Origin of the sequence: Flavobacterium psychrophilum (genome assembly GCA_001708385.1) — a bacterium.
GTDB classification, from domain to species: domain Bacteria; phylum Bacteroidota; class Bacteroidia; order Flavobacteriales; family Flavobacteriaceae; genus Flavobacterium; species Flavobacterium psychrophilum_A.
In genome coordinates this window covers 387,048-406,282 of record CP012388.1, presented here as the reverse complement: position 1 = coordinate 406,282, position 19,235 = coordinate 387,048, and the positions used below count along the sequence as shown (strand labels likewise).

The 19,235-nt window shown below is 35.6% G+C and carries 24 protein-coding genes and 1 pseudogene; 15 read left to right on the top strand and 10 right to left on the bottom strand.

The window, feature by feature from the left end; all coding sequences use genetic code 11:
• Positions 1-38: 38 nt before the first annotated feature.
• Positions 39-725, bottom strand: a complete 687-nt coding sequence (locus ALW18_01875; protein ID AOE51382.1) for a lipoprotein ABC transporter ATP-binding protein — start codon at positions 723-725, stop codon at positions 39-41.
• 254 nt (positions 726-979) lie between these two features.
• Between ALW18_01875 and ALW18_01870 the strand changes: the two genes are divergently transcribed.
• The gene (locus tag ALW18_01870; protein ID AOE54274.1) at positions 980-1,510 is read left to right on the top strand and encodes a hypothetical protein; all 531 of its coding nucleotides are present in this window, start codon (positions 980-982) and stop codon (positions 1,508-1,510) included.
• Positions 1,511-1,537: 27 nt separating this feature from the next.
• Here ALW18_01870 and ALW18_01865 read toward each other — a convergent pair whose 3' ends face one another.
• The 6 genes from ALW18_01865 to ALW18_01840 all read right to left on the bottom strand — a co-directional run bounded on the left by ALW18_01865 (position 1,538) and on the right by ALW18_01840 (position 4,589).
• Positions 1,538-1,855: a diacylglyceryl transferase gene (locus tag ALW18_01865; GenBank protein AOE51381.1), complete on the bottom strand. Its 318-nt coding sequence runs from the start codon at positions 1,853-1,855 to the stop codon at positions 1,538-1,540.
• 93 nt (positions 1,856-1,948) lie between these two features.
• Positions 1,949-2,386 (bottom strand): hypothetical protein, encoded by a 438-nt coding sequence (locus ALW18_01860; GenBank protein ID AOE51380.1) that lies wholly within the window; start codon positions 2,384-2,386, stop codon positions 1,949-1,951.
• Positions 2,387-2,472: 86 nt separating this feature from the next.
• Positions 2,473-2,757, bottom strand: a complete 285-nt coding sequence (locus ALW18_01855; protein AOE51379.1) for a hypothetical protein — start codon at positions 2,755-2,757, stop codon at positions 2,473-2,475.
• Between the two features lie 56 nt (positions 2,758-2,813).
• The gene (locus ALW18_01850; protein ID AOE51378.1) at positions 2,814-3,077 is read right to left on the bottom strand and encodes a hypothetical protein; all 264 of its coding nucleotides are present in this window, start codon (positions 3,075-3,077) and stop codon (positions 2,814-2,816) included.
• A 601-nt stretch (positions 3,078-3,678) separates the two neighbouring features.
• The gene (locus tag ALW18_01845) at positions 3,679-4,221 is read right to left on the bottom strand and encodes a hypothetical protein (GenBank protein AOE51377.1); all 543 of its coding nucleotides are present in this window, start codon (positions 4,219-4,221) and stop codon (positions 3,679-3,681) included.
• A gap of 2 nt (positions 4,222-4,223) precedes the next feature.
• Positions 4,224-4,589 (bottom strand): bleomycin resistance protein, encoded by a 366-nt coding sequence (locus tag ALW18_01840; protein ID AOE51376.1) that lies wholly within the window; start codon positions 4,587-4,589, stop codon positions 4,224-4,226.
• Positions 4,590-4,806: 217 nt separating this feature from the next.
• Here ALW18_01840 and ALW18_01835 point away from each other — a divergent pair, with 217 nt between their 5' ends.
• The 13 genes and pseudogenes from ALW18_01835 to ALW18_01775 all read left to right on the top strand — a co-directional run bounded on the left by ALW18_01835 (position 4,807) and on the right by ALW18_01775 (position 15,910).
• Positions 4,807-5,511, top strand: coding sequence for a phosphoglycolate phosphatase (locus ALW18_01835; protein ID AOE51375.1), 705 nt, complete (start codon positions 4,807-4,809; stop codon positions 5,509-5,511).
• Entirely contained in the window at positions 5,486-6,343 is an 858-nt protein-coding gene (locus tag ALW18_01830) for a hypothetical protein (protein ID AOE51374.1), read from the top strand. The genes ALW18_01835 and ALW18_01830 overlap by 26 nt, the downstream gene beginning before the upstream one ends.
• Positions 6,312-6,863 (top strand): chemical-damaging agent resistance protein C, encoded by a 552-nt coding sequence (locus ALW18_01825; GenBank protein AOE51373.1) that lies wholly within the window; start codon positions 6,312-6,314, stop codon positions 6,861-6,863. The genes ALW18_01830 and ALW18_01825 overlap by 32 nt, the downstream gene beginning before the upstream one ends.
• Before the next feature lie 24 nt (positions 6,864-6,887).
• Positions 6,888-7,496 carry a Tellurium resistance protein TerD gene (locus ALW18_01820; GenBank protein ID AOE51372.1) on the top strand — a complete coding sequence of 203 codons (609 nt, stop codon included), beginning with the start codon at positions 6,888-6,890 and terminating at the stop codon, positions 7,494-7,496.
• A 9-nt stretch (positions 7,497-7,505) separates the two neighbouring features.
• Positions 7,506-8,597 (top strand): tellurite resistance protein, encoded by a 1,092-nt coding sequence (locus tag ALW18_01815; GenBank protein ID AOE51371.1) that lies wholly within the window; start codon positions 7,506-7,508, stop codon positions 8,595-8,597.
• A gap of 20 nt (positions 8,598-8,617) precedes the next feature.
• On the top strand, positions 8,618-9,595 hold the full coding sequence (locus tag ALW18_01810) for a hypothetical protein (protein ID AOE51370.1): 978 nt from the start codon (positions 8,618-8,620) through the stop codon (positions 9,593-9,595).
• 3 nt (positions 9,596-9,598) lie between these two features.
• On the top strand, positions 9,599-10,150 hold the full coding sequence (locus ALW18_01805; GenBank protein ID AOE51369.1) for a chemical-damaging agent resistance protein C: 552 nt from the start codon (positions 9,599-9,601) through the stop codon (positions 10,148-10,150).
• A gap of 1 nt (position 10,151) precedes the next feature.
• Positions 10,152-10,814 carry a Tellurium resistance protein TerD gene (locus ALW18_01800; GenBank protein AOE51368.1) on the top strand — a complete coding sequence of 221 codons (663 nt, stop codon included), beginning with the start codon at positions 10,152-10,154 and terminating at the stop codon, positions 10,812-10,814.
• 33 nt (positions 10,815-10,847) lie between these two features.
• Complete coding sequence (locus tag ALW18_01795; GenBank protein AOE51367.1) at positions 10,848-11,843, top strand: hypothetical protein; 996 nt, start codon at positions 10,848-10,850, stop codon at positions 11,841-11,843.
• Positions 11,844-11,898: 55 nt separating this feature from the next.
• Positions 11,899-12,645, top strand: coding sequence for a 3-ketoacyl-ACP reductase (locus tag ALW18_01790; GenBank protein AOE51366.1), 747 nt, complete (start codon positions 11,899-11,901; stop codon positions 12,643-12,645).
• A 49-nt stretch (positions 12,646-12,694) separates the two neighbouring features.
• The gene (locus ALW18_01785; GenBank protein ID AOE51365.1) at positions 12,695-14,722 is read left to right on the top strand and encodes a hypothetical protein; all 2,028 of its coding nucleotides are present in this window, start codon (positions 12,695-12,697) and stop codon (positions 14,720-14,722) included.
• A gap of 258 nt (positions 14,723-14,980) precedes the next feature.
• Positions 14,981-15,238, top strand: a pseudogene (locus ALW18_01780) (hypothetical protein).
• A 3-nt stretch (positions 15,239-15,241) separates the two neighbouring features.
• Positions 15,242-15,910 (top strand): hypothetical protein, encoded by a 669-nt coding sequence (locus ALW18_01775; GenBank protein ID AOE51364.1) that lies wholly within the window; start codon positions 15,242-15,244, stop codon positions 15,908-15,910.
• 36 nt (positions 15,911-15,946) lie between these two features.
• Here the strand turns inward: ALW18_01775 and ALW18_01770 are convergent, their stop codons facing one another.
• The 3 genes from ALW18_01770 to ALW18_01760 all read right to left on the bottom strand — a co-directional run bounded on the left by ALW18_01770 (position 15,947) and on the right by ALW18_01760 (position 18,036).
• Positions 15,947-16,339: a glyoxalase gene (locus tag ALW18_01770; GenBank protein ID AOE51363.1), complete on the bottom strand. Its 393-nt coding sequence runs from the start codon at positions 16,337-16,339 to the stop codon at positions 15,947-15,949.
• A 58-nt stretch (positions 16,340-16,397) separates the two neighbouring features.
• On the bottom strand, positions 16,398-16,898 hold the full coding sequence (locus ALW18_01765) for a hypothetical protein (GenBank protein AOE51362.1): 501 nt from the start codon (positions 16,896-16,898) through the stop codon (positions 16,398-16,400).
• Positions 16,899-17,205: 307 nt separating this feature from the next.
• Positions 17,206-18,036 carry a phosphoesterase gene (locus tag ALW18_01760; GenBank protein ID AOE51361.1) on the bottom strand — a complete coding sequence of 277 codons (831 nt, stop codon included), beginning with the start codon at positions 18,034-18,036 and terminating at the stop codon, positions 17,206-17,208.
• Positions 18,037-18,182: 146 nt separating this feature from the next.
• On the opposite strand from ALW18_01760, the gene ALW18_01755 reads away from it, so the two are divergent.
• Positions 18,183-19,226, top strand: a complete 1,044-nt coding sequence (locus ALW18_01755; GenBank protein ID AOE51360.1) for a chorismate synthase — start codon at positions 18,183-18,185, stop codon at positions 19,224-19,226.
• The last annotated feature ends 9 nt before the right edge of the window (positions 19,227-19,235 follow it).

Genomic DNA, 19,235 nt, shown 5'->3' with positions numbered 1-19,235 from the left:
AAAGTTTCAAAGCGAAGAATTCTATTCTGAAAATCAAATTACCCAATAACCGAATTAACAGTATTTACAATTTGCCCATCGCTCATTACCAGTTTTCTGTCGGCCATATTGGCGAGTTCTTCATTGTGGGTAACAATAACAAAAGTTTGACCCATTTCGTCACGAAGCTTAAAAAATAACTGATGAAGGTTCTCGGCAGAAGCGGTATCCAGATTTCCAGAAGGTTCATCGGCGAAAATAACGGCAGGTTTATTTATCAAAGCTCTCGCAACAGCCACACGTTGCTGCTCGCCACCGGATAATTCCCCGGGTTTATGGTTTATCCTGTGCGAAAGTCCCAGGTAATCTAATAAGCGTTTTGCTTCTGTTTCCGTGGAAGATTTAGATTTACCTGCGATAAAGGCAGGAATACATACATTTTCAAGTGCTGTGAACTCAGGTAATAGCTGGTGAAACTGGAATATAAAGCCCAATTGTGTATTACGGAATTTAGACAAAGCTTTATCTTTCATATTTAAGACATCTTCGCCATTTATAACAAGATTAGTTGCTGCCTTTTCTTTTTTGGGCCTGTCTAGTGTTCCTAATATTTGCAGCAGGGTAGTTTTACCGGCTCCTGATGCACCTACTATAGAAACAATTTCGCCCTTTTGAATATGAAGATCTACACCTTTTAAAACGTGAAGCTTATCGTAATATTTATGAATGTTTTTAGCCTGGATCATTAATGTACCGTTTACCACAAAGAAACAAACATTTTAAAGAATAAGAAATCTTTTTTGGCACAATATTTCGTATGTATAGTTTAGTTATTGCTCTTGGTATAGAGCTTCAATAAATTAATTTTTGGATATATAATATGAAAAACGTAATAGCACTTGTACTGGCGGTAGTTTCTTTCTCGTGCCAGTCTAAAGAAAGTCCTGAAAAGGCAATTGTAGAATCGGGTAAAGGAGAAACAAACATAGATGGTAAAAAAATGGAAACTGCCATTTTTGCCGGTGGATGTTTTTGGTGTACAGAAGCCTTTTTTACCGATTTAAAAGGTGTCGAAAAGGTTGTCTCCGGATATATTGGCGGTAAGAATGCCAATCCAACTTATAACGAAGTTTCTACAGGTACTACCGGTCACGCAGAGGCAATTAAAATAACTTTTGATCCTGAACAGGTAGCCTACGAAGATTTACTTGAAATATTTTTTGCTACGCACGATCCCACAACCTTAAACAGGCAGGGTGCTGATGTTGGTACACAATACCGTAGCGAGATATTTTACGCTAATGACGCTCAAAAAGCATCAGCAGAAAATTTTATAAAGCTGCTTACAGATCAGCATTTATACAAAAGCCCGATTGTAACAAAAATATCTAAGGCTTCAACATTCTACGCTGCAGAAGATTATCATCAGGATTACTATGCGCAGAACAAGAACCAGCCGTATTGTGCGGCAGTAATTACACCTAAGCTCGAAAAGCTTAAAAAGAATTATAAGTCGAAATTAAAATCGTAAAGATTAAAATAATATGAAAAGCTCTCTTTAAGAGGGCTTTTCTGTTTTAAAAAGAAAACCTAATCCTAAAGATTTAAGCATTTTCTTTTCAAACCACCAGAAGAATTTAAATTGTCCGAAAATAAAACCAAAAGAGACAAGTAATACCTGGTAAATAGGAAAAATAAGGATGATGTAAAGAGGGTAGTAGAGCCAAAGCGAAATGTCATCTTTACTTAATCCCATCCATGCAAGAACAGGTTTAGACAGGTAGGCAGATGTTGAACCTGTTATGGCAAACACTATGAATATAACAACTAACTGAAAGTTGCTCGTAATTCCCCAACGCTGTTTAAGATTTCCCATTTTGGCTAATAAAACGGCAAATATATTGGTTTTAGTCAATTACAGCAATCTTTTAGCTTCTTTATTTTAATTTATTCCAAATTGCAATAAAGATTAATACTGAGGAATGTTACCGCCAAGACGTTGCCTGTTGTTTATCTGAAAATACACAAGATAATTGTATAGCATATAGTTTACTTCATATCCGTAATCAATTTGATGTTGGTAGTCAATTTGCATCTGATACAGGTCGCCAAATCGGGTAGGGTTAAGGGCACGGTTATTCCATTCCATTACCCACATCCTATTCCTGTTTTCAAAATAAGACTGATTATAATATCCCCTAGGTCTTGCTCGGGATACTAGCCAACTGTTAAACCCGGGATCTATAATTATTATCTCGTATTCCAGCGAATCGTTTGCTATTCTTATTGTATCGCCCGACGCAGTGGCCGTTTCCGTTGACGAATTATGTTTAGGCAGCGTAGATTTTGTGGCACAGCCAATGACAATACATAGAACTGAAATGATTATAAAAATAGATGTTTTCATAATTGCGGCTTTACTATAAAATTAAACAATAAAAGGCGCCCAACAATGTTGCGGGCGCCTTTTATTTACAAGCTGTTCAAATCAGCTTATGCTGTAGCTGTAGGCTTAGTAGCTTTTGCTGCAGTTGCCGCTGCTGTATCAGCATGCGAAGATATTTTATCTGCAATTTCACCACCTTTTTCAACTACTTCGTCAAATTTTTTGCGTGCAGAGTCTTTAATGGTTGAATATTTGTCGGCAAGATCGCTTCCTAGCTCTTCAGCTTTACTAATAATACCGTCTAAATGACCCCTTCTCTTAAGAATGATTCCTACTACTGCTAGGGCTGCAACTCCTGCTGCAACACCTATAATTAATTTTTTGTTACTCATAGCTTCTAGATTTAATTGAATTATAATTTATTGATTTTCTCTAATAATTTGAAAGTCTACCTGTCATCGCTATTTCTGTCTGGATTCAGGTTACTGCCTGTTCTTTTTTCACGGTCAGGATTAAGGTTCCTTCTTTCGTTATGTTGGATATTACTTTCAATGTTACGGCTCATATGAGCTTTTTCGTCCCAGTTACCTGTAGTATCCCTATCCGGGTTCGGGTTATGCGCTTTTGCCTGCATATCCTCATTTTCCGGAATAAATTCCTCATGGTTTTGATCTGGATTTTTCATGGCTTTATAATTTAAAAGAACATTCATATGTCCCTTGTTTTTTATTACAGTACTAAGTTAGCCATTGTAAAAAGGAAGCTTTGCTAAGGTTCTCTTAAAGTTTTTCGATTTAACTTTTAATTAATTAAAGTGTTTTGAATCAGTTAGTTTGTGTTAAAATAATTAAGAGTTTTATGTTGGTGTAGAATTTTACTAAACAAAAAATGCCCCCGTTTAAAACGAGGGCATAAAGGGTATAGCACCCTGAAGGGTGCTGTATATTTATTAGGTATATTGAACACAATTAGACAAAAAGTGGATATTCGTCTTCGTCATACATATCAAATTCACCTTCATCATCAAATTCAGCTTCGGTAATATAACCGAAGAATTTTACCAGTCCAAATCCGGCTAGTGCTGCTAAGAAAAATTTTGCTAGTTTCATGTCGTCCGCGTTTTTAAGGTTAATGTCTTTTTTCATGGCTTTTATTAAATATTTTCCTGTTTGATAGGCTGAAATTACAAATTATCATTTTTCCAACCTCATTTATTGGCATAATTTTAATAGACAAACCTTTAATTTGCAACGAAAAGGAACTTTCGTGTAATGAAATTTTCAGAGGCTTTGATAAGACTTATTTTTTAGCTTCTAAAGGTGCTTAACCATTGTGATTTTGTCTGCAGGATTCTCTTCTTCGAAGAAATCTTTAATGAGTCCGCACTTTTCAAAGCCGAATTTTTCGTAAAGCTTCATACCTCCTTTATTTGTACTGTAAACTTCCAGCCATATAATACGTAATGATGATTTATTTGTAGCCCATTTAATAATACCTTCCATAAGCAGGCTGCCAATCTTTTTATTTTGCCAGTCGTATGCTATCCCCATGCCTATCATTCCCGTATGAAAAAGTTTTTTTCGCTGGTTGCCATTAAGGTCAATATTGCCTATAAGTTTGTTTCCATGCTCAGCTACAAGCAGCAGGCTGTTCGTTTCAGAGAGATATTTGTTTATTAAGTCTTTCTCGGTTTGAATATCGTTTGTGTATTCAAACTCATATATAGGAATACTGGTAGTATCCTTTATATAACTCCGCTTAAGTTCAATTAGATTAAGTGCATCATCTTCATTTGCCTCGCGGATAATTATTTCCTTACCCTCTTTTGTAAAATGGGTTTCAGGCTGCGTTTTCATGACTAAGGCAGTTTAAATTCCGGGTTATATATAAGTCCTATAACATTTCCCCACGGATCTGTTACAGATGCAGTAGTAATATCGCCGCCAACATTTTGTGGAGCTTCATGTTCTGTTGCACCTAGTTTAAGGAAGCGATTATATTCTGTATTAATATCTTCCACGCCCCAATATGTAACAACATTGTCACCTTTTACAGATTCGTCGGGCTGAAGGCCAAGTTCATATCCCGCAATGTTGAATCCAACATAAAAAGGTTCGTCAAAATAAGGTTGTGTATTAAATGCGTTACAATACCATTCTTTTGCTTTTGTTATATCTGACACTTTATAACAAACTGTTCTTAAGCCTAAAATTGCTGATTTCATTATTGTAGGATTTTTATATAGTGTTTAAATCGTGAACATAAGGTTTCTCTTATACAAAGATAATCAAATGCTTAAGCCGTATTTTTTGATTTTATGATAATATTCTATAAAAGTTAAATTAATTATTGAGGCTATTGTTAATGATAATTTAATTGCTTTAAAAAAATTTAAACTCTATATTTACCCTGTTTATATTTTTGATGATACTAAATTTAAGATGGAGCGGATACCGGAATTATATAAATACAGACACATTTCTTTTGATTTATGGCTTACGCTAATTAAATCTAACCCTGAGTTTAAAAATAAAAGAAACCTTTTATTTAAGGACTTTTTCAGCATTGATAAACCTATAGATGAAGTTGCGGCAGTTATCCGCAAATTTGATGTGCTTACCAATAGCATTAACGAAAAGGTTTGCTGCAATTTTAATACTTACGAAATTTATTACCTTATTCTTGATGCTCTGGGTGGTGATATTGAAAAATATTCGGGTAATGATCTTGATGTTTTTTACAACCATACAGAAGCGTTATTAATGGAGTACAAGCCATTATTGTTATCGGATGATATTCCGCAAACCCTTGCATCTTTGCATAAAAAGGGGATAACGGCGAATATTCTGAGTAATACTGCTTTTATTAAGGGGAGTTCATTACGTAAAATCGTTTCGCATTACGGGCTTACCGATTATTTTTCATTCCAGGCATATTCTGATGAAACAGGATATTCTAAGCCGGGAGTTGAAATGTATAACTATGCTTATAATGAAATTCTTAAATTGGATACTATCGAAAAGAATGAGATTCTGCATGTGGGGGATAACCGCATATCAGATTATAATGGAGCAAAAAATTTTGGATTCGATGCCTATTTAATTACAAACCAACCAATCAATGAGCCAAACCTACAGCCTGCATAAAATTAACGATAAAAACAATTGCCCATTTTCCGAAGCCGAATACAGCAAATTTAAATTTGGTGTGAATTCGTACGCCGAAAAATTTGGCGATGAACTTTTTGAAGGTTTTATTGCAAAACATAAAGACCTTATACTATCTCACGATGAGATTGTAATATTGCCAAGTCCTTACCTGGCTATACCAACAGCGTCAAATTACCTTTGCCATTACTTTAAGCTACGAATGAATAAATTTCTATTCGATCACGGCAAAAAATCCCTGGCAGAATCTAAAATTTACAGGAACCAGACGTATACTACAGATTATGGAAATCTTAGTTATGATGACAGGGTAAAGCTTATTTCTAATGATACCTATTACATAGACAGAAATTACATAAGCGGTAAGTTATGTCTCTTTATCGATGATATAAAGATTACAGGAAGTCATGAACATATTGTAAAGAAAATTCTCGATCAATATAATATACAAGGAGAGTTTGCTTTCCTTTATTATGCTGAACTGTTGAATAAAGATATACATCCTAATATCGAAAATTACTACAACTATTTCTATGTTAAAGATGTAGAGAGTCTTAGCTCAGTTATTAATTCGGCTACATTTACATTTAACACCCGTGTTGTTAAGTATATTCTCAAGCTGGAACAAAATGATTTTCTAAAGCTTCTGGGTAAAATACCGGGATCGCTTATGCAAAAACTTTTTGATCTTGCTGTTAGTAATAACTATCATACGATAGATGATTATACGACCAACCTTAATTTTATAAACACTAGTTTAACCAATAAAAAATCTAATTATGGCTATCAATTTACAGAAAGGACAACGTGAAACACTAAGTGCACCTAAATTTACAATAGGTCTTGGATGGGATACCAATTCATCATCTACAGGAGCACAGTTTGACCTTGATGCTTCGGTATTTATTATGGGCGATAATAAAAAACTTCTTGCAGACGAATTTTTTGTATTTTACAACAATCTAAAATCGCCGGACGAAGCAGTAGAACATACAGGTGATAACCTAACAGGTGACGGTGATGGCGATGATGAAGCTATCCTTGTAGACCTGTCTAAAGTAGATACAAGAGTTTCTGAACTTTGTATAGTGGTTACAATTCACGATGCCGACACGAGAAAACAAAACTTTGGGCAGGTAAGAAATTCTTTTGTACGCATTGTAGATGCTTCCGGAACAGAGTTGCTTAAATACGAACTTGAAGAAGATTTTTCTATTGAAACTGCTGTTGAATTCGGCAGGATCTATAAAAGAAATAATGAATGGAAATTTGAAGCAGTAGGTGCAGGAATGCGCGGAGGCCTTCAGGATTATTTAAACAAATACAATTAATCAACCAAAACCAATTATAAACCAATGGCAATCAATTTAGAAAAAGGACAGCGCATAAACCTTGAGAAGAGCAATGGCACAAAGCTTACAACTATTTGTGTTGGTATCAACTGGGGAGCAATAGAGAAAAAAGGATTTTTTGGTACTAAGAAAGAACCTGTAGATCTTGATGCAAGCTGCGCTATATATGACGAGAACAAAAACAACATTGATACCGTAAGTTTCAGGCAGCTTAAAAGTAACGATCAGGCGATAAAGCACAGTGGGGATGACCTCACAGGAGATCTTAACGGTGATGATGGCCTTGATAACGAAATTATAACTGTTGACCTTTCTAAGCTTAACCCTAAAGCTAATTATTTAGGTTTCTTTATCAATAGCTTTAGAGGACAGGATTTTAAAGATATTCCTTTTGCTTCTATACGAATTTATGAAGGAACGCCTACACGTGTAAATGAAGTGTTTGCTAAATATGACATTGCAAACGAGAAAGCATTTGAAGGTAACGTTTCTATGGTATTGGGCGTTTTCTATAAGAAGAATGGCGAATGGAAATTCAACGCTGTTGGAACACCGACACCCGATAAAAAGCTGGAGCAGACGATAGTGACAATTCAGCAAAACCACCTATAAACTGCAATCATGGAAAATAACGAAATTGTATTGACGGGTAATGGCAGCCCAATTGATAAAGAAGGAAATGTAAATCTGGCAAATGTAACTGCAACAGATCTTGATACTACCTACAGGCCTATAGCGAATCAGCTTAATGAGGGCGATGTAAACTCTATACTTAATTATGGTGCTGAAATACAAAACACCATTGCTAAACAGAGTGACACATTCCTTTCTAACGTTCGTGCACAGCAGGGCGGAGAAGTAGGAACACTTATCAATGAGCTTTTGGCAGAGCTTAACTACATAGATGTAGATGAGCTTAACAAGACAGGATTTCAGAAGTTTATATCAAGAGTGCCATTGCTAAACAAGCTGGTGATTGATGTTAAAAAGATATTCCAGAAATACGATAAGATAACTGCAAATGTTGACAGGATAAGCAACAAGGTAAAAGCAGGTATGATCAATTCTGTAAAGGATAATACGTCGCTGCAAACTATGTTTGATGGAAACGTTAATCTTATCAAAGAAATTGAAAAGTATATTGTTGCCGGTCAGATACGTTTTAAAGAACTTAGCGAAGAACTTGCAGTAATGGAGGGTAATCCTGCTAATTATCAGGATTATGAAATAGCAGACAAAAGGACCTTTATTAATAGGCTTGACAAAAGGCTTGCCGATATGAAGGTAGTTCGTTTTATATTGTTACAGTCATTAGCTCAAATAAGGGTTGTTCAGAATAACAACACTTCATTAGCTGAAAAAGCACAGTCTATCCTTACCACTACAATGCCGGTATGGAAAAACCAACTTACGCTTGCTGTTGCTTTACAAAGACAGAAACAAAATATTGAGGTTCAACGAAAAGTGTCTGAAACTACCAATACTATACTTAGAAAGAATGCGGAAATGCTGAAACAAAATAGTATTGAAGTAGCAAGAGAAAACGAAAATACTATCGTATCGCTTGACACTTTAAAAATGACAACGCAATCGCTCATAGAAACGCTTACCGAGGTGAAACAGATACACGAGCAGGGAACCCAGACAAGGAGGGAGCTTGATGCAGGACTTCAGAACCTTGAGGCAGAACTTAAAAAAGGCGTTATCAGCTAGAAAACAGGAGGAGACTATAAATGACGCAGGAGCAGGAAGAAATATATGCTCAGATAATCAGGGAGAGCAGCAAAAGACTGGTGGTTTTAAAAACATTATCTAATTTTTTTAACCATAAAGATCTTTTTGCCGTTTTTGTAAGGACGCAGGTTATTCATAATCTTTTTGAATCGAACAAAAACCTTGATGTTAATAAGCTGGATCTGTTTCATGTACAGTACACAAGTACGCTTATTGATTTGTTTCTAAAGCTTAAAAAAGCGAAAGAGCAGCAGTATCTTTTGCTTTCGGACGAAATTTATATTAACCAAGATCTTGTTCGTAAACTGGAGGGTGAGGCCACAGGTGCTAATTTTAATGCTGCGGCCCGTAGTCATTCAAAAGCTATGTCCGAAAAGATAAAGCAATTGTATGATATGCTGGCGGGAGGTACACTATCGGCTTTTAGCTGGGGAGATACAATGTCTTTCTCGCAGAGCATGCGCGGTGAATTTTTCAGGCAGCTTGATTCGGAACAGTATTCTCAGCTGACCAAAGCGGAAAATAGGAATAGTTATGAAAACGAATTTGTTACGATTGAGCGTAAACTTTTAGGGAGGCTTAATATTTACAATTTCAGGATGAAATTTTCATGTGGCTTCATCTGTGATGATGAAGTTGCCGAGGTTTTTGACTTTGTAGATTCTAACGATAAGTTTATTTTCATCAATAGTTCCAAGTCATTTTATTTTTTAGATGAAGATATGTCCAATAGCATTGATCTGTCTAAAAACACATCAAACAAAACAAGTATTATAATTGATCTTAAAATAAAGTCAGATTCGCTAAGAGAGAAGCAGGCCACAATAAAGTCGTACATAGCACCGGATGTGGAAGAGGTACTGGCAAGTTACCTGCATAAGATATCGGGAGTAGATTTTCTTGATGAACTGCAAAATGTAGATGAGCAGACCAATATTTTAAGGGCAATGCTAAACATTAATATTAATTCAAAATAACCAATGGCAATTAATTTAGAAAAAGGACAAAGACAAAACATATCAGCACCAAAGTTTACTGTTGGTCTTGGTTGGGATACTAACTCGAGTAGTACAGGTGAGGCTTTTGATCTTGACGCGTCAATTTTTATTCTTGGCGATAATGGCAAGCTGATAAGCGATAGCCATTTTATATTCTATAACAACCTGAAATCTCCGGATGAAGCTGTAATTCATACAGGCGACAACCTTACGGGTGAGGGTGATGGAGATGATGAGAAGATTGTAATAGACCTATCTAAAATAAGCTCTGATGTATCTCAGATTGCATTCGTTGTAACTATTCATAGTGCGGACACAAGAAGGCAAAATTTCGGACAAATAAGAAATTCATTTATCCGTATTGTAGACACCAATAATACAGAGCTTGTAAAATATGAGTTGGATGAAGATTTCTCTATCGAGACTGCTGTAGAATTCGGAAGAATTTACAAAAGAAACGATGAATGGAAATTTGAAGCAGTAGGGGCAGGTATGAAAGGTGGGCTTCAGGATTTCTTAAACAAATACAACTAACATGGCAATTAATCTAACCAAAGGTCAGAAAATTGATCTTAAGAAAAGTACAGGTGAAACGCTTAACAATTTTTGTGTGGGGGTTAACTGGGGTGCTATAGAAACTAAAGGTGGTTTGTTCGGACTATCTAAAAAAGTACAAAGCATAGATTTGGATCTTAGTTGTGTACTTATAGACGATCAAAACAAAATAGCAGACCATTTGTACTCTCCGTTATACAAAGAAGAAGTGCTTAGGCAGTTTGGACTTTCAAAAGGAAAGCTTCAGACTACAGATGGTGCGATGAAACACACAGGTGATGACCTACAGGGAGATTCCGGTGGTGATGATGGTCTTGATAACGAGATTATAACTGTAGATCTTTCAAGAATTAATCCTAAAGTAACTCAGATTTTCTTTTTCCTGAACAACGCAGGGAAAGAAGATTTCGCACAGATTCCGTATTCAAAGATCAGGATGTATGAAGGTACACCTACCAAAGTGATTTCTGAATTCGCATCTTACAATGTATCTGCCGAAGGACAGTATGCTAACAAGCGTTCTATAATTATGGGCAAGCTTTACAAAAGGGGAGATGAGTGGAAATTCAGCGCTATAGGTGATCCGACTGAAGACACTTTCTTAGGGCAGACAATACAAAGGATAGTAAAGAACTACCTTTAAATTTAACCAATAAAACAACACATACATTATCAAATGGATAATTTAATTAATCATCCCGGCCTTATAGCTATATTCTCTGTTGTAGTTGTAATAATGCTTTTGCTGGATCTTGGTGTTTTTAATAAGAACAGCCATGCCGTTACAAACAAGGAGGCTATTACATGGTCATTAGTATGGATAAGCCTTTCTATGGCGTTTAGTGGATTCATCTACTACTACATGGGAGTTGAGAAATTCTCACAATTCCAGTCTGCCTATTGGATTGAAAAGGCATTATCAGTAGATAACCTTTTCGTTTTCATTCTTGTATTCGGATTTTTTAATGTTCCTAAAGAAAACCACCACAAAGTATTATTCTGGGGTATTATAGGTGCATTAGTGCTTAGGGCAATCTTCATTTTCAGTGGAGTAGGGCTTATCAAGCTTACTTACCTTCCTGAAATGGAAGTGCTTGGCTATAATGTTAAGATCAACGTATTGCTTACCTTATTTGGTATATTCCTAATATATGCGGGTATTAAGTCATGGTTTGCAGACGAGGATGAAGATGAGGAAAAAGACTTTAATAAAAGTCCCGGAGCTAAAGTAGTTCACAAGTTTTTCAATGTGAGTAAGAGCTATGACAAAGATAAATTTTTCACTATAGAAAATGGTAAAAAGCTAGCTACGCCATTATTAGTTGTAGTTGGTGTAATTGAATTTACCGACCTTTTGTTTGCGGTGGATTCAATACCTGCGATATTTGCTATTGCTCCTGATGATCCTTTTATTCTTTACACATCAAACATTTTTGCAATATTAGGTTTAAGGGCATTGTATTTCTTACTGGCTAACTTTATCCACTTATTCAGTAAACTGAAATACGGACTGGCTATTATATTGGCGTTCATAGGTGTTAAGATGGTAATCTCTCCACTATACCATATTGAGTCGCTGCATTCTCTAATGGTCGTTGGCGGTGTACTTGTGTTATCAGTGATTGTATCGGTACTGTTTCCTGAAAAACCGGAAGCAGAAAAACAGGACTAACCACAAACATTTTGCTATATTTGTGACTTTGTAAAGAAACAAACTGAAACAAATTATGAAATTATTAGAAGGAAAAACGGCTATTATTACCGGCGCAAGCAGGGGGATAGGTCGTGGTATTGCCGTAGTTTTTGCGCAACATGGCGCTAATGTTGCTTTTACGTACAGTGCTTCTGCTGAAGCTGCGCAAACTCTTGAAGAAGAACTTAAAACGTACGGTATACAGGCAAAAGGATACCAGTCTAATGCTGCTGATTTTAACGAGGCTCAGAAGCTGGTAGACGATGTAGTTGCAACTTTCGGTACAGTTGATATCCTTATCAATAATGCAGGTATTACAAAAGATAACCTGCTTATGCGTATCTCTGAACAGGATTTCGATAAGGTTATTGAAGTGAACCTTAAATCGGTTTTCAACATGACTAAAGCGGTACAAAGAACAATGCTTAAGCAGCGTTCAGGATCTATTATCAATATGAGTTCTGTTGTAGGTGTTAAAGGTAACGCAGGACAGTCTAACTATGCTGCATCAAAGGCGGGAGTACTTGGATTTACTAAATCTATCGCGTTAGAGCTTGGTTCGAGAAATATTCGTTGCAACGCTATTGCTCCGGGCTTCATTGAAACAGAGATGACTGCAAAGCTTCCCGAAGACGTAGTAAAAGGATGGGCTGACAACATTCCTCTAAAAAGGGGCGGTACTACAGAAGACGTTGCTAACGCATGTCTTTTCTTAGCGTCAGATATGTCTGCTTATGTTACAGGACAAACGCTTAATGTAGATGGAGGTATGCTTACCTAATCTATAGAATACAAAATTTAAGAATATTAGAAATACACGATAATTTACAATGACCGGATCTACAATTTTATTGTTAGTGCTATCTGCTTTTGCAGCATTTGGATTATCGTTTTACCAATATCTTTTTAAGGCTAAAAAGAAGGGCAGGCTGTTCTTCTTTTTAGCTTTTTTACGTTTTGTTACTTTGTTCTCAATTTTTCTGTTATTAATCAATCCTGTGATTACCACGAAGGATCTTGAAATTGTAAAAACACCACTCCCTGTTATTGCAGATAATTCGCAATCTATAAAAGAATTAGGAGCAGATTCTATAGCAAAACAGCTCGTTGAAAAAATTACTTCAAGTAAAGCACTTAAAGATAAATATGATGTTCAGCTGTATAGTTTTGCCGAAGGATTTGAGAATGGGAAACCTCTTGACTTTAGCGGTAAACAAACACATATAGATCAGGCTGCTCAAAATTTAAAACAATTATACAGGAATATCCAATATCCTGTAATAATGCTTACTGATGGTAACCAAACTATCGGTAATGACTACGTATATAGCTTCCGCGAAAACACGGCTGTATATCCACTAGTATTAGGTGATACAACTACATTACTAGATCTTAGGGTTAGCCAGGTTAATGTAAATAAGTATGCCTTCTTAAAAAATAAATTTCCGGTAGAAGTGTTTCTTCAGTACAGTGGAAATAAAAACTTAAATACTGTTTTCAATATAATGCAGGGAAATACAGTGCTGCATAAAGAAAACATTAATTTTTCAAAAGATAAAAAAGCAGTATCCTTATCAGTACTGCTAAATGCTGATAAGGTCGGTGTACAAACATACAGGGCTGTAATATCATCTGCAGAACCTGAAAAGAACAAATACAACAACGTAAAAAACTTTGCAGTAGAAGTTATAGATCAAAGATCTGAAGTTGCGTTGGTTGCTACCATTAACCATCCCGATCTTGGTGCCTTTAAGCGTTCTATAGAAACGAACCAGCAACGAAAGGTCACTATACTCAAACCCGCAGATGTAAAATCATTACAGGATTATAATGTGTTGATCTTGTATCAGCCGGATGCTTCTTTTAAAGCTGTGTTAGATCAAAACAAAAATGCAGGATTGAATACGTTAACCATCACCGGATTAAGCACTGATTTCAATCTTTTAAATCAGGGTCAAAACGTTGTCAACTTCAAAATGACCTCACAAAGAGAAGATTATCTGGCAGATTTTCAGTCGGGTTTTAATTCTTTTGCAATAGATAATATAGGCTTTGAGCAATTACCTCCTTTGCAAAATCCTTTTGGAACGATTAATATAAAGGGCAATGCCACGACACTGTTACAGGCAAGGATAAGAAATGTAAAAACGGAAAGCCCACTTATGCTTTTTTCTGAAAGTGGAGCATCGCGCAACGCTTTTATATTTGGTGAGAATATCTGGAAATGGAGGGTTGAAACTAACCTGAATACTAAATCTTTCGAACAGTTCGATTTGTTTATTGATAAAACTATTCAGTACCTGGCTTCTAGTTCAAAGCGTAAATCGTTGGTTGTTAACCATGAAAGTTTTTACAATTCAGGTGAAATTATTCCAATCACGGCGCAGTACTTTAACAAGAATTATGAGTTTGACGAGAACGCAAGGCTTACAATTCAGCTTAAGAATAAGAAAACAAATTCGTCTAAAACATATGACTTCCTTAAAGGCAGTAACGAATATAAGGTTAACCTTGATGGCCTTGATGCGGGCGTATATACATTTACAGTAAGTGAAAGTGCGTCAAAAACCAGTTACAGTGGTTCTTTTGAGGTTTTGGATTTTGAAATTGAGAAACAATTTGTGAACCCGGATCTTGCCCGTCTTCAACAAGTAGCGGTAAATACTTCAGGTTCTGTTTACTATCCTGATACAGCGGATAAGCTAATTGATTTTCTTGTAAATAATGAAAATTATAAGGCAATTCAGAAGGAGATCACTACAAAATCTCCACTAATCGACTGGATATGGCTTTTGGTTATTCTAGCTGTTACTCTTGCAGCAGAATGGTTTGTTAGAAAGTATAATGGACTCCTTTAGCTATATTAAAAAAGTGGTAAAATAATTTTTGCCTATTTTAATTGTCTTACTTTTATTGTATCAATTTTAAATAAAAATACTATGAAAAATTCAGTTATGGCTTTTGTTATTATATGTATGGCCGTAATATCTACAGGCTGTAAAAGTAAAAATACAAATGCTTCAAGTCAGACTGATGTGCTTACATCTGTAACAGAATGGGAATTATCCTCAGTAAATAATGCAGCACCATCTGCCGAGCAATACAGCAGGGGTTTGCCCACAATTGGTTTTACTAAAGAAAATAAAGTAAGCGGTCATGGTGGGTGTAACCGCTATAGCGGTGAGTATACGTTAGAAGGAGATAAACTAACTTTTGGTAGAATGCTTTCTACAAAAATGTTTTGTCCCGGTGGTGGCGAAGAATTATATATGAAGTCTTTGGGTGGTGTTACTTCTTTTAAGGCCGAAAAAGAAAAACTTACTTTGATTAATGGTTCTCAGGAAGTTTTAACTTTTGTTCCGAAAAAAGGATAATTAATGATTTCAAAAGAAGTTCTGGACTTTATGTCCAGCCTAGGTAAAAACAATAACAGGGAATGGTTTTCTGAAAATAAGACTGCTTTTCAGAATATTGAAAGCGAAGCTAAAGTTTTCTTTAATGAAGTATATACTGATTTGCAAAAGCAGGACTCAATTGAAAGTATCAATATATACAGAATTTACAGGGATATACGTTTTTCTAAAGATAAATCGCCCTATAAAAAATATTTAAGTGTTTGGTATTCGAGAACCAAACCTTTTTTCAGAGGAAGTTATTATTTGCACATCGAACCGGGTAACAGCTTTGTTGAAGGTGGCTTTTGGAATCCGAACCCGGATGACCTAAAAAGAATTAGGAAGGAGTTTGAATTGGACGATAGCGAAATTCGGGAAATTATGAATGCTCCGGATTTTAGAAAATATTTTAACGGCTTGGAAGGCGAGGAGCTAAAGACAACGCCTAAAGATTTTGATAGAAGTCATAAAGCTATTGATCTGATAAAGAAAAAGCAATTTTTGGTGATCAGGAATTTTAAAGATAAAGAAGTACTGGATAAAAATTTCAAAAATGAAGTTTTAAGTACCTTTAGGGCAATGCGGCCTTATTTTGATTATATGAGCGATGTCTTAACAACGAATCTCAATGGAGAAAGCATAATAGAATAAATAAAAAGCGAGGATTTTTCAATCCTCGCTTTTTATTTAGGCAACAATTAATTGCACCTGATCTTTCAGTCGCTCTATAAGTAGGTTCATCATTCTCTTATTTAGGCTAGATGAATCCTGTATATATTCCCTGAACTCTTCCACAGTAAAAAAAGCGATAACCATACCTTTCAAAGCATTTCTGAATTTTATATCCTTATGAATGGCGTTGTCAATAAATTGCAACTTCCTGTCAGTATTAAAAGCGTAAAAATCGCTTTTAGATTTGTTTACATAGTTTATAAAGGACTCTAAAAACAGATCGTTCTGAAGTTTTAATATAGGTCTTAAAGTTCTGTTCTGGAAAATTTCTTCTTTTGATGATTGAGGATGTATTTCTCCTAGAGTTTCACCACGAAGAGCAAGTATCTGCGTATCGCGTTGTTCCATGTTTTTCTTTTAAAGATAATAAAAAACCCTGTAAGTAATTACAGGGTTTCTTGAATATTTAGAATTTGAATCGGATACCTAAAGCAATATCTGGTCCGAAATTGTTCTCACGATAATCGTCTCCAAAATAAATTTCCGGTCTAAAGTCTAACGATAATTGAAGTGGAATATCAAAGTTGTATTCGATACCCAGATCTCCCGCAACAAATAAAAATGTTCCGCTATCATCATTACCATTATAGTATCCCGGAATACGGTCATTTTTAAAATTCCACGTTCCAAGACCACCACCAACACCGGCGTACCAGTTAAAGCCGCCTTCAATGTTCCATACCCATTGGTATAAAGCAGCTAGCTTAATAGCGTCATAATAATCAGAATCTCTCCATCCAAGGTCAAGTTCTAACCTGTTTCCGGTGCCTAGGGTCCTTTGGTAAGATATCTCTCCACCAAAACCGTCGTTGTCTCCAAGACGAAGACCTAACGCATTTCTGTCCTGTGCTTGTGCGCTAAATGCTAACCCTATTAGCAAAAAGGCTGATAACAATACTTTTTTCATAATGATTTATTAGGTTATTTATTTAACAAATATAAATCGACTTCATTTGTAAGAAAAGAAAAATGTTAACATTTTAACAGTTATCATTATGTTAAAAAATCATGGAACCCTATGTTTTACTAGCGTTCCCAGTGTGCCGCCCGTATATCTGATGTTGGATTTCAAATGTTTGGATAATGCGAATATCAAATCCTAAAGCGTTTTTCGGAATGAAATTATTCGACCAAATATTTAATGCTTAATTTAATGACAGTGTAGTACGTATTGAATATTAAAGTTAATTCTTACATATAAAGATTAATTGAATTTATCTATTTCCAAATATCATAGAGGCGATAAGCTGATCACCAAATTTGGTTTCAAATTCAAAATAATCTTCCTCCTGCTCAATAATTTCAACATCGGCATGTCGGTATAATTTCCATCGTCTTTTATTGTACTCTAATGCAGTAAGGTTTTCTATCCAATCGCCCGAATTGAGATACATTACGCTTCCTTTCTTGTTTTCTTTAATCGTTATAACCGGTTCATGAATATGTCCGCATACTACATAGTCATAGTTGTTTTCTATTGCCAGGTCAGACGCAGTCTCTTCAAAATCAGAAATAAATTTAACCGCCTTTTTTACACTTGATTTTATCTTCTTTGATAACGAGTACGGCTCTTTGCCCATTTTATTTAGTATCCAGTTGACAAATCTGTTTAATAAAATAAGATAATCATACCCCAGGCCTCCCAGCTTTGCTATCCACTTAGCATGCTGTACCGAACTGTCGAACACATCACCATGAAAGAACCATGCTTTTTTGCCGTCGAGTTCAAGTACTACTTTGTCTACAATTGAAAAATTCCCCATGCTTGTATCACTGAATTTCCGAAGCATCTCATCATGGTTACCAGTTATGTAATAAACCTTAGTGCCTTTTGATGCAAAGTCCAATAATTTTTTTACAACTTTTAAATGAGTCTTTGGGAAATAGGATTTCCTAAATTGCCAGATATCTATAATGTCTCCGTTAAGGATAAGTGTTTTTGGTTTGATGGTAGAAAGGTAGGCTAAAAGTTCTTTAGCATGGCATCCGTAAGTGCCTAAGTGTACATCAGATAGTACAACCACATCAACAGTCCTTTTTTTCATTCAGAGTGTTTTTTCTTCTGCAAATTACCTACATATATATATAGTTGTGTTTAAGCTAACGTTATTAAAAAGTGTCCTTATTAATTGTTTTGCTTCAAACACATTTATTTGGTTAGTTGTATATTTGTATAAACAGAATTTAATATATGGCCGGTAATACATTTGGTAGAAATTTTACGCTGACTACATTTGGAGAGTCGCATGGGGAAGCAATAGGAGGTGTTATAGATGGATGTCCTTCTGGAATTGAATTAGATATTAATGAAATTCAAAAAGAACTAGACCGTAGAAGGCCGGGGCAGTCGTCAATTGTTACCCAAAGAAAAGAATCTGATACGGTGCAATTTCTCTCAGGTATTTTTGAAGGTAAAACTACCGGAACTCCTATTGGCTTTATCGTACCAAATACAAATCAGAAATCTGATGATTATTCTCACATAAAAGATGTTTACAGACCTTCACATGCTGATTATACTTATGAAAAGAAGTATGGTATAAGAGATTATAGAGGCGGAGGGAGGAGCTCAGCCCGTGAGACTATCAGTAGGGTAGTAGGGGGTGCAATTGCCAAGCAGGTAATGCCTGAAATAAAAATAAATGCTTTTGTATCATCTGTAGGAGAAATATTTATAGATAAACCATATCAGGCTTTAGATTTTAATCTAACTGAAACCAATAATGTTCGTTGCCCTGATATTGAGACTGCAAAGAAAATGGAAGATTATATCAAGCAGATTAGAAAAGAAGGCGATACCGTTGGTGGAACTATAACCTGCGTTATACAGAATGTCCCTGTGGGACTTGGCGAGCCTGTATTTGATAAGCTCCATGCAGAACTTGGAAAAGCTATGTTATCTATAAATGCTGTAAAAGGATTTGAATATGGTAGTGGATTTTGCGGTGCAAAGATGAAGGGTAGTGAACATAATGATTTGTTCAATTCGGATGGCTCTACGAAATCAAATCTCTCAGGTGGAATACAGGGTGGAATTAGTAATGGTATGGATATTTATTTTAGGGTAGCATTTAAACCAGTTGCCACGATAATGCAAAAACAGGAAACAATTAATAATAAGGGTGAAATTATAGAGATGATTGGAAAAGGAAGGCATGATCCATGTGTTGTTCCGCGTGCAGTGCCAATTGTAGAGGCAATGGCTGCTTTAGTTTTGGCTGATTATTATTTGTGATTTAGGTGA

Bases quoted from the DNA above. Each gene is read 5' to 3' on its own strand.
- ALW18_01870 (AOE54274.1), top strand. From the start codon at position 980: ATGGAAACTGCCATTTTTGCCGGTGGATGTTTTTGGTGTACAGAAGCC.
- ALW18_01755 (AOE51360.1), top strand. From the start codon at position 18,183: ATGGCCGGTAATACATTTGGTAGAAATTTTACGCTGACTACATTTGGA.
- ALW18_01875 (AOE51382.1), bottom strand. From the start codon at position 725: ATGATCCAGGCTAAAAACATTCATAAATATTACGATAAGCTTCACGTT.
- ALW18_01805 (AOE51369.1), top strand. From the start codon at position 9,599: ATGGCAATTAATTTAGAAAAAGGACAAAGACAAAACATATCAGCACCA.
- ALW18_01760 (AOE51361.1), bottom strand. From the start codon at position 18,036: ATGAAAAAAAGGACTGTTGATGTGGTTGTACTATCTGATGTACACTTA.
- ALW18_01840 (AOE51376.1), bottom strand. From the start codon at position 4,589: ATGAAATCAGCAATTTTAGGCTTAAGAACAGTTTGTTATAAAGTGTCA.
- ALW18_01775 (AOE51364.1), top strand. From the start codon at position 15,242: ATGATTTCAAAAGAAGTTCTGGACTTTATGTCCAGCCTAGGTAAAAAC.
- ALW18_01830 (AOE51374.1), top strand. From the start codon at position 5,486: ATGAGCCAAACCTACAGCCTGCATAAAATTAACGATAAAAACAATTGC.
- ALW18_01825 (AOE51373.1), top strand. From the start codon at position 6,312: ATGGCTATCAATTTACAGAAAGGACAACGTGAAACACTAAGTGCACCT.
- ALW18_01850 (AOE51378.1), bottom strand. From the start codon at position 3,077: ATGAATGTTCTTTTAAATTATAAAGCCATGAAAAATCCAGATCAAAAC.
- ALW18_01770 (AOE51363.1), bottom strand. From the start codon at position 16,339: ATGGAACAACGCGATACGCAGATACTTGCTCTTCGTGGTGAAACTCTA.
- ALW18_01765 (AOE51362.1), bottom strand. From the start codon at position 16,898: ATGAAAAAAGTATTGTTATCAGCCTTTTTGCTAATAGGGTTAGCATTT.
- ALW18_01845 (AOE51377.1), bottom strand. From the start codon at position 4,221: ATGAAAACGCAGCCTGAAACCCATTTTACAAAAGAGGGTAAGGAAATA.
- ALW18_01810 (AOE51370.1), top strand. From the start codon at position 8,618: ATGACGCAGGAGCAGGAAGAAATATATGCTCAGATAATCAGGGAGAGC.
- ALW18_01835 (AOE51375.1), top strand. From the start codon at position 4,807: ATGGAGCGGATACCGGAATTATATAAATACAGACACATTTCTTTTGAT.
- ALW18_01855 (AOE51379.1), bottom strand. From the start codon at position 2,757: ATGAGTAACAAAAAATTAATTATAGGTGTTGCAGCAGGAGTTGCAGCC.
- ALW18_01790 (AOE51366.1), top strand. From the start codon at position 11,899: ATGAAATTATTAGAAGGAAAAACGGCTATTATTACCGGCGCAAGCAGG.
- ALW18_01820 (AOE51372.1), top strand. From the start codon at position 6,888: ATGGCAATCAATTTAGAAAAAGGACAGCGCATAAACCTTGAGAAGAGC.
- ALW18_01815 (AOE51371.1), top strand. From the start codon at position 7,506: ATGGAAAATAACGAAATTGTATTGACGGGTAATGGCAGCCCAATTGAT.
- ALW18_01860 (AOE51380.1), bottom strand. From the start codon at position 2,386: ATGAAAACATCTATTTTTATAATCATTTCAGTTCTATGTATTGTCATT.
- ALW18_01795 (AOE51367.1), top strand. From the start codon at position 10,848: ATGGATAATTTAATTAATCATCCCGGCCTTATAGCTATATTCTCTGTT.
- ALW18_01865 (AOE51381.1), bottom strand. From the start codon at position 1,855: ATGGGAAATCTTAAACAGCGTTGGGGAATTACGAGCAACTTTCAGTTA.
- ALW18_01800 (AOE51368.1), top strand. From the start codon at position 10,152: ATGGCAATTAATCTAACCAAAGGTCAGAAAATTGATCTTAAGAAAAGT.
- ALW18_01785 (AOE51365.1), top strand. From the start codon at position 12,695: ATGACCGGATCTACAATTTTATTGTTAGTGCTATCTGCTTTTGCAGCA.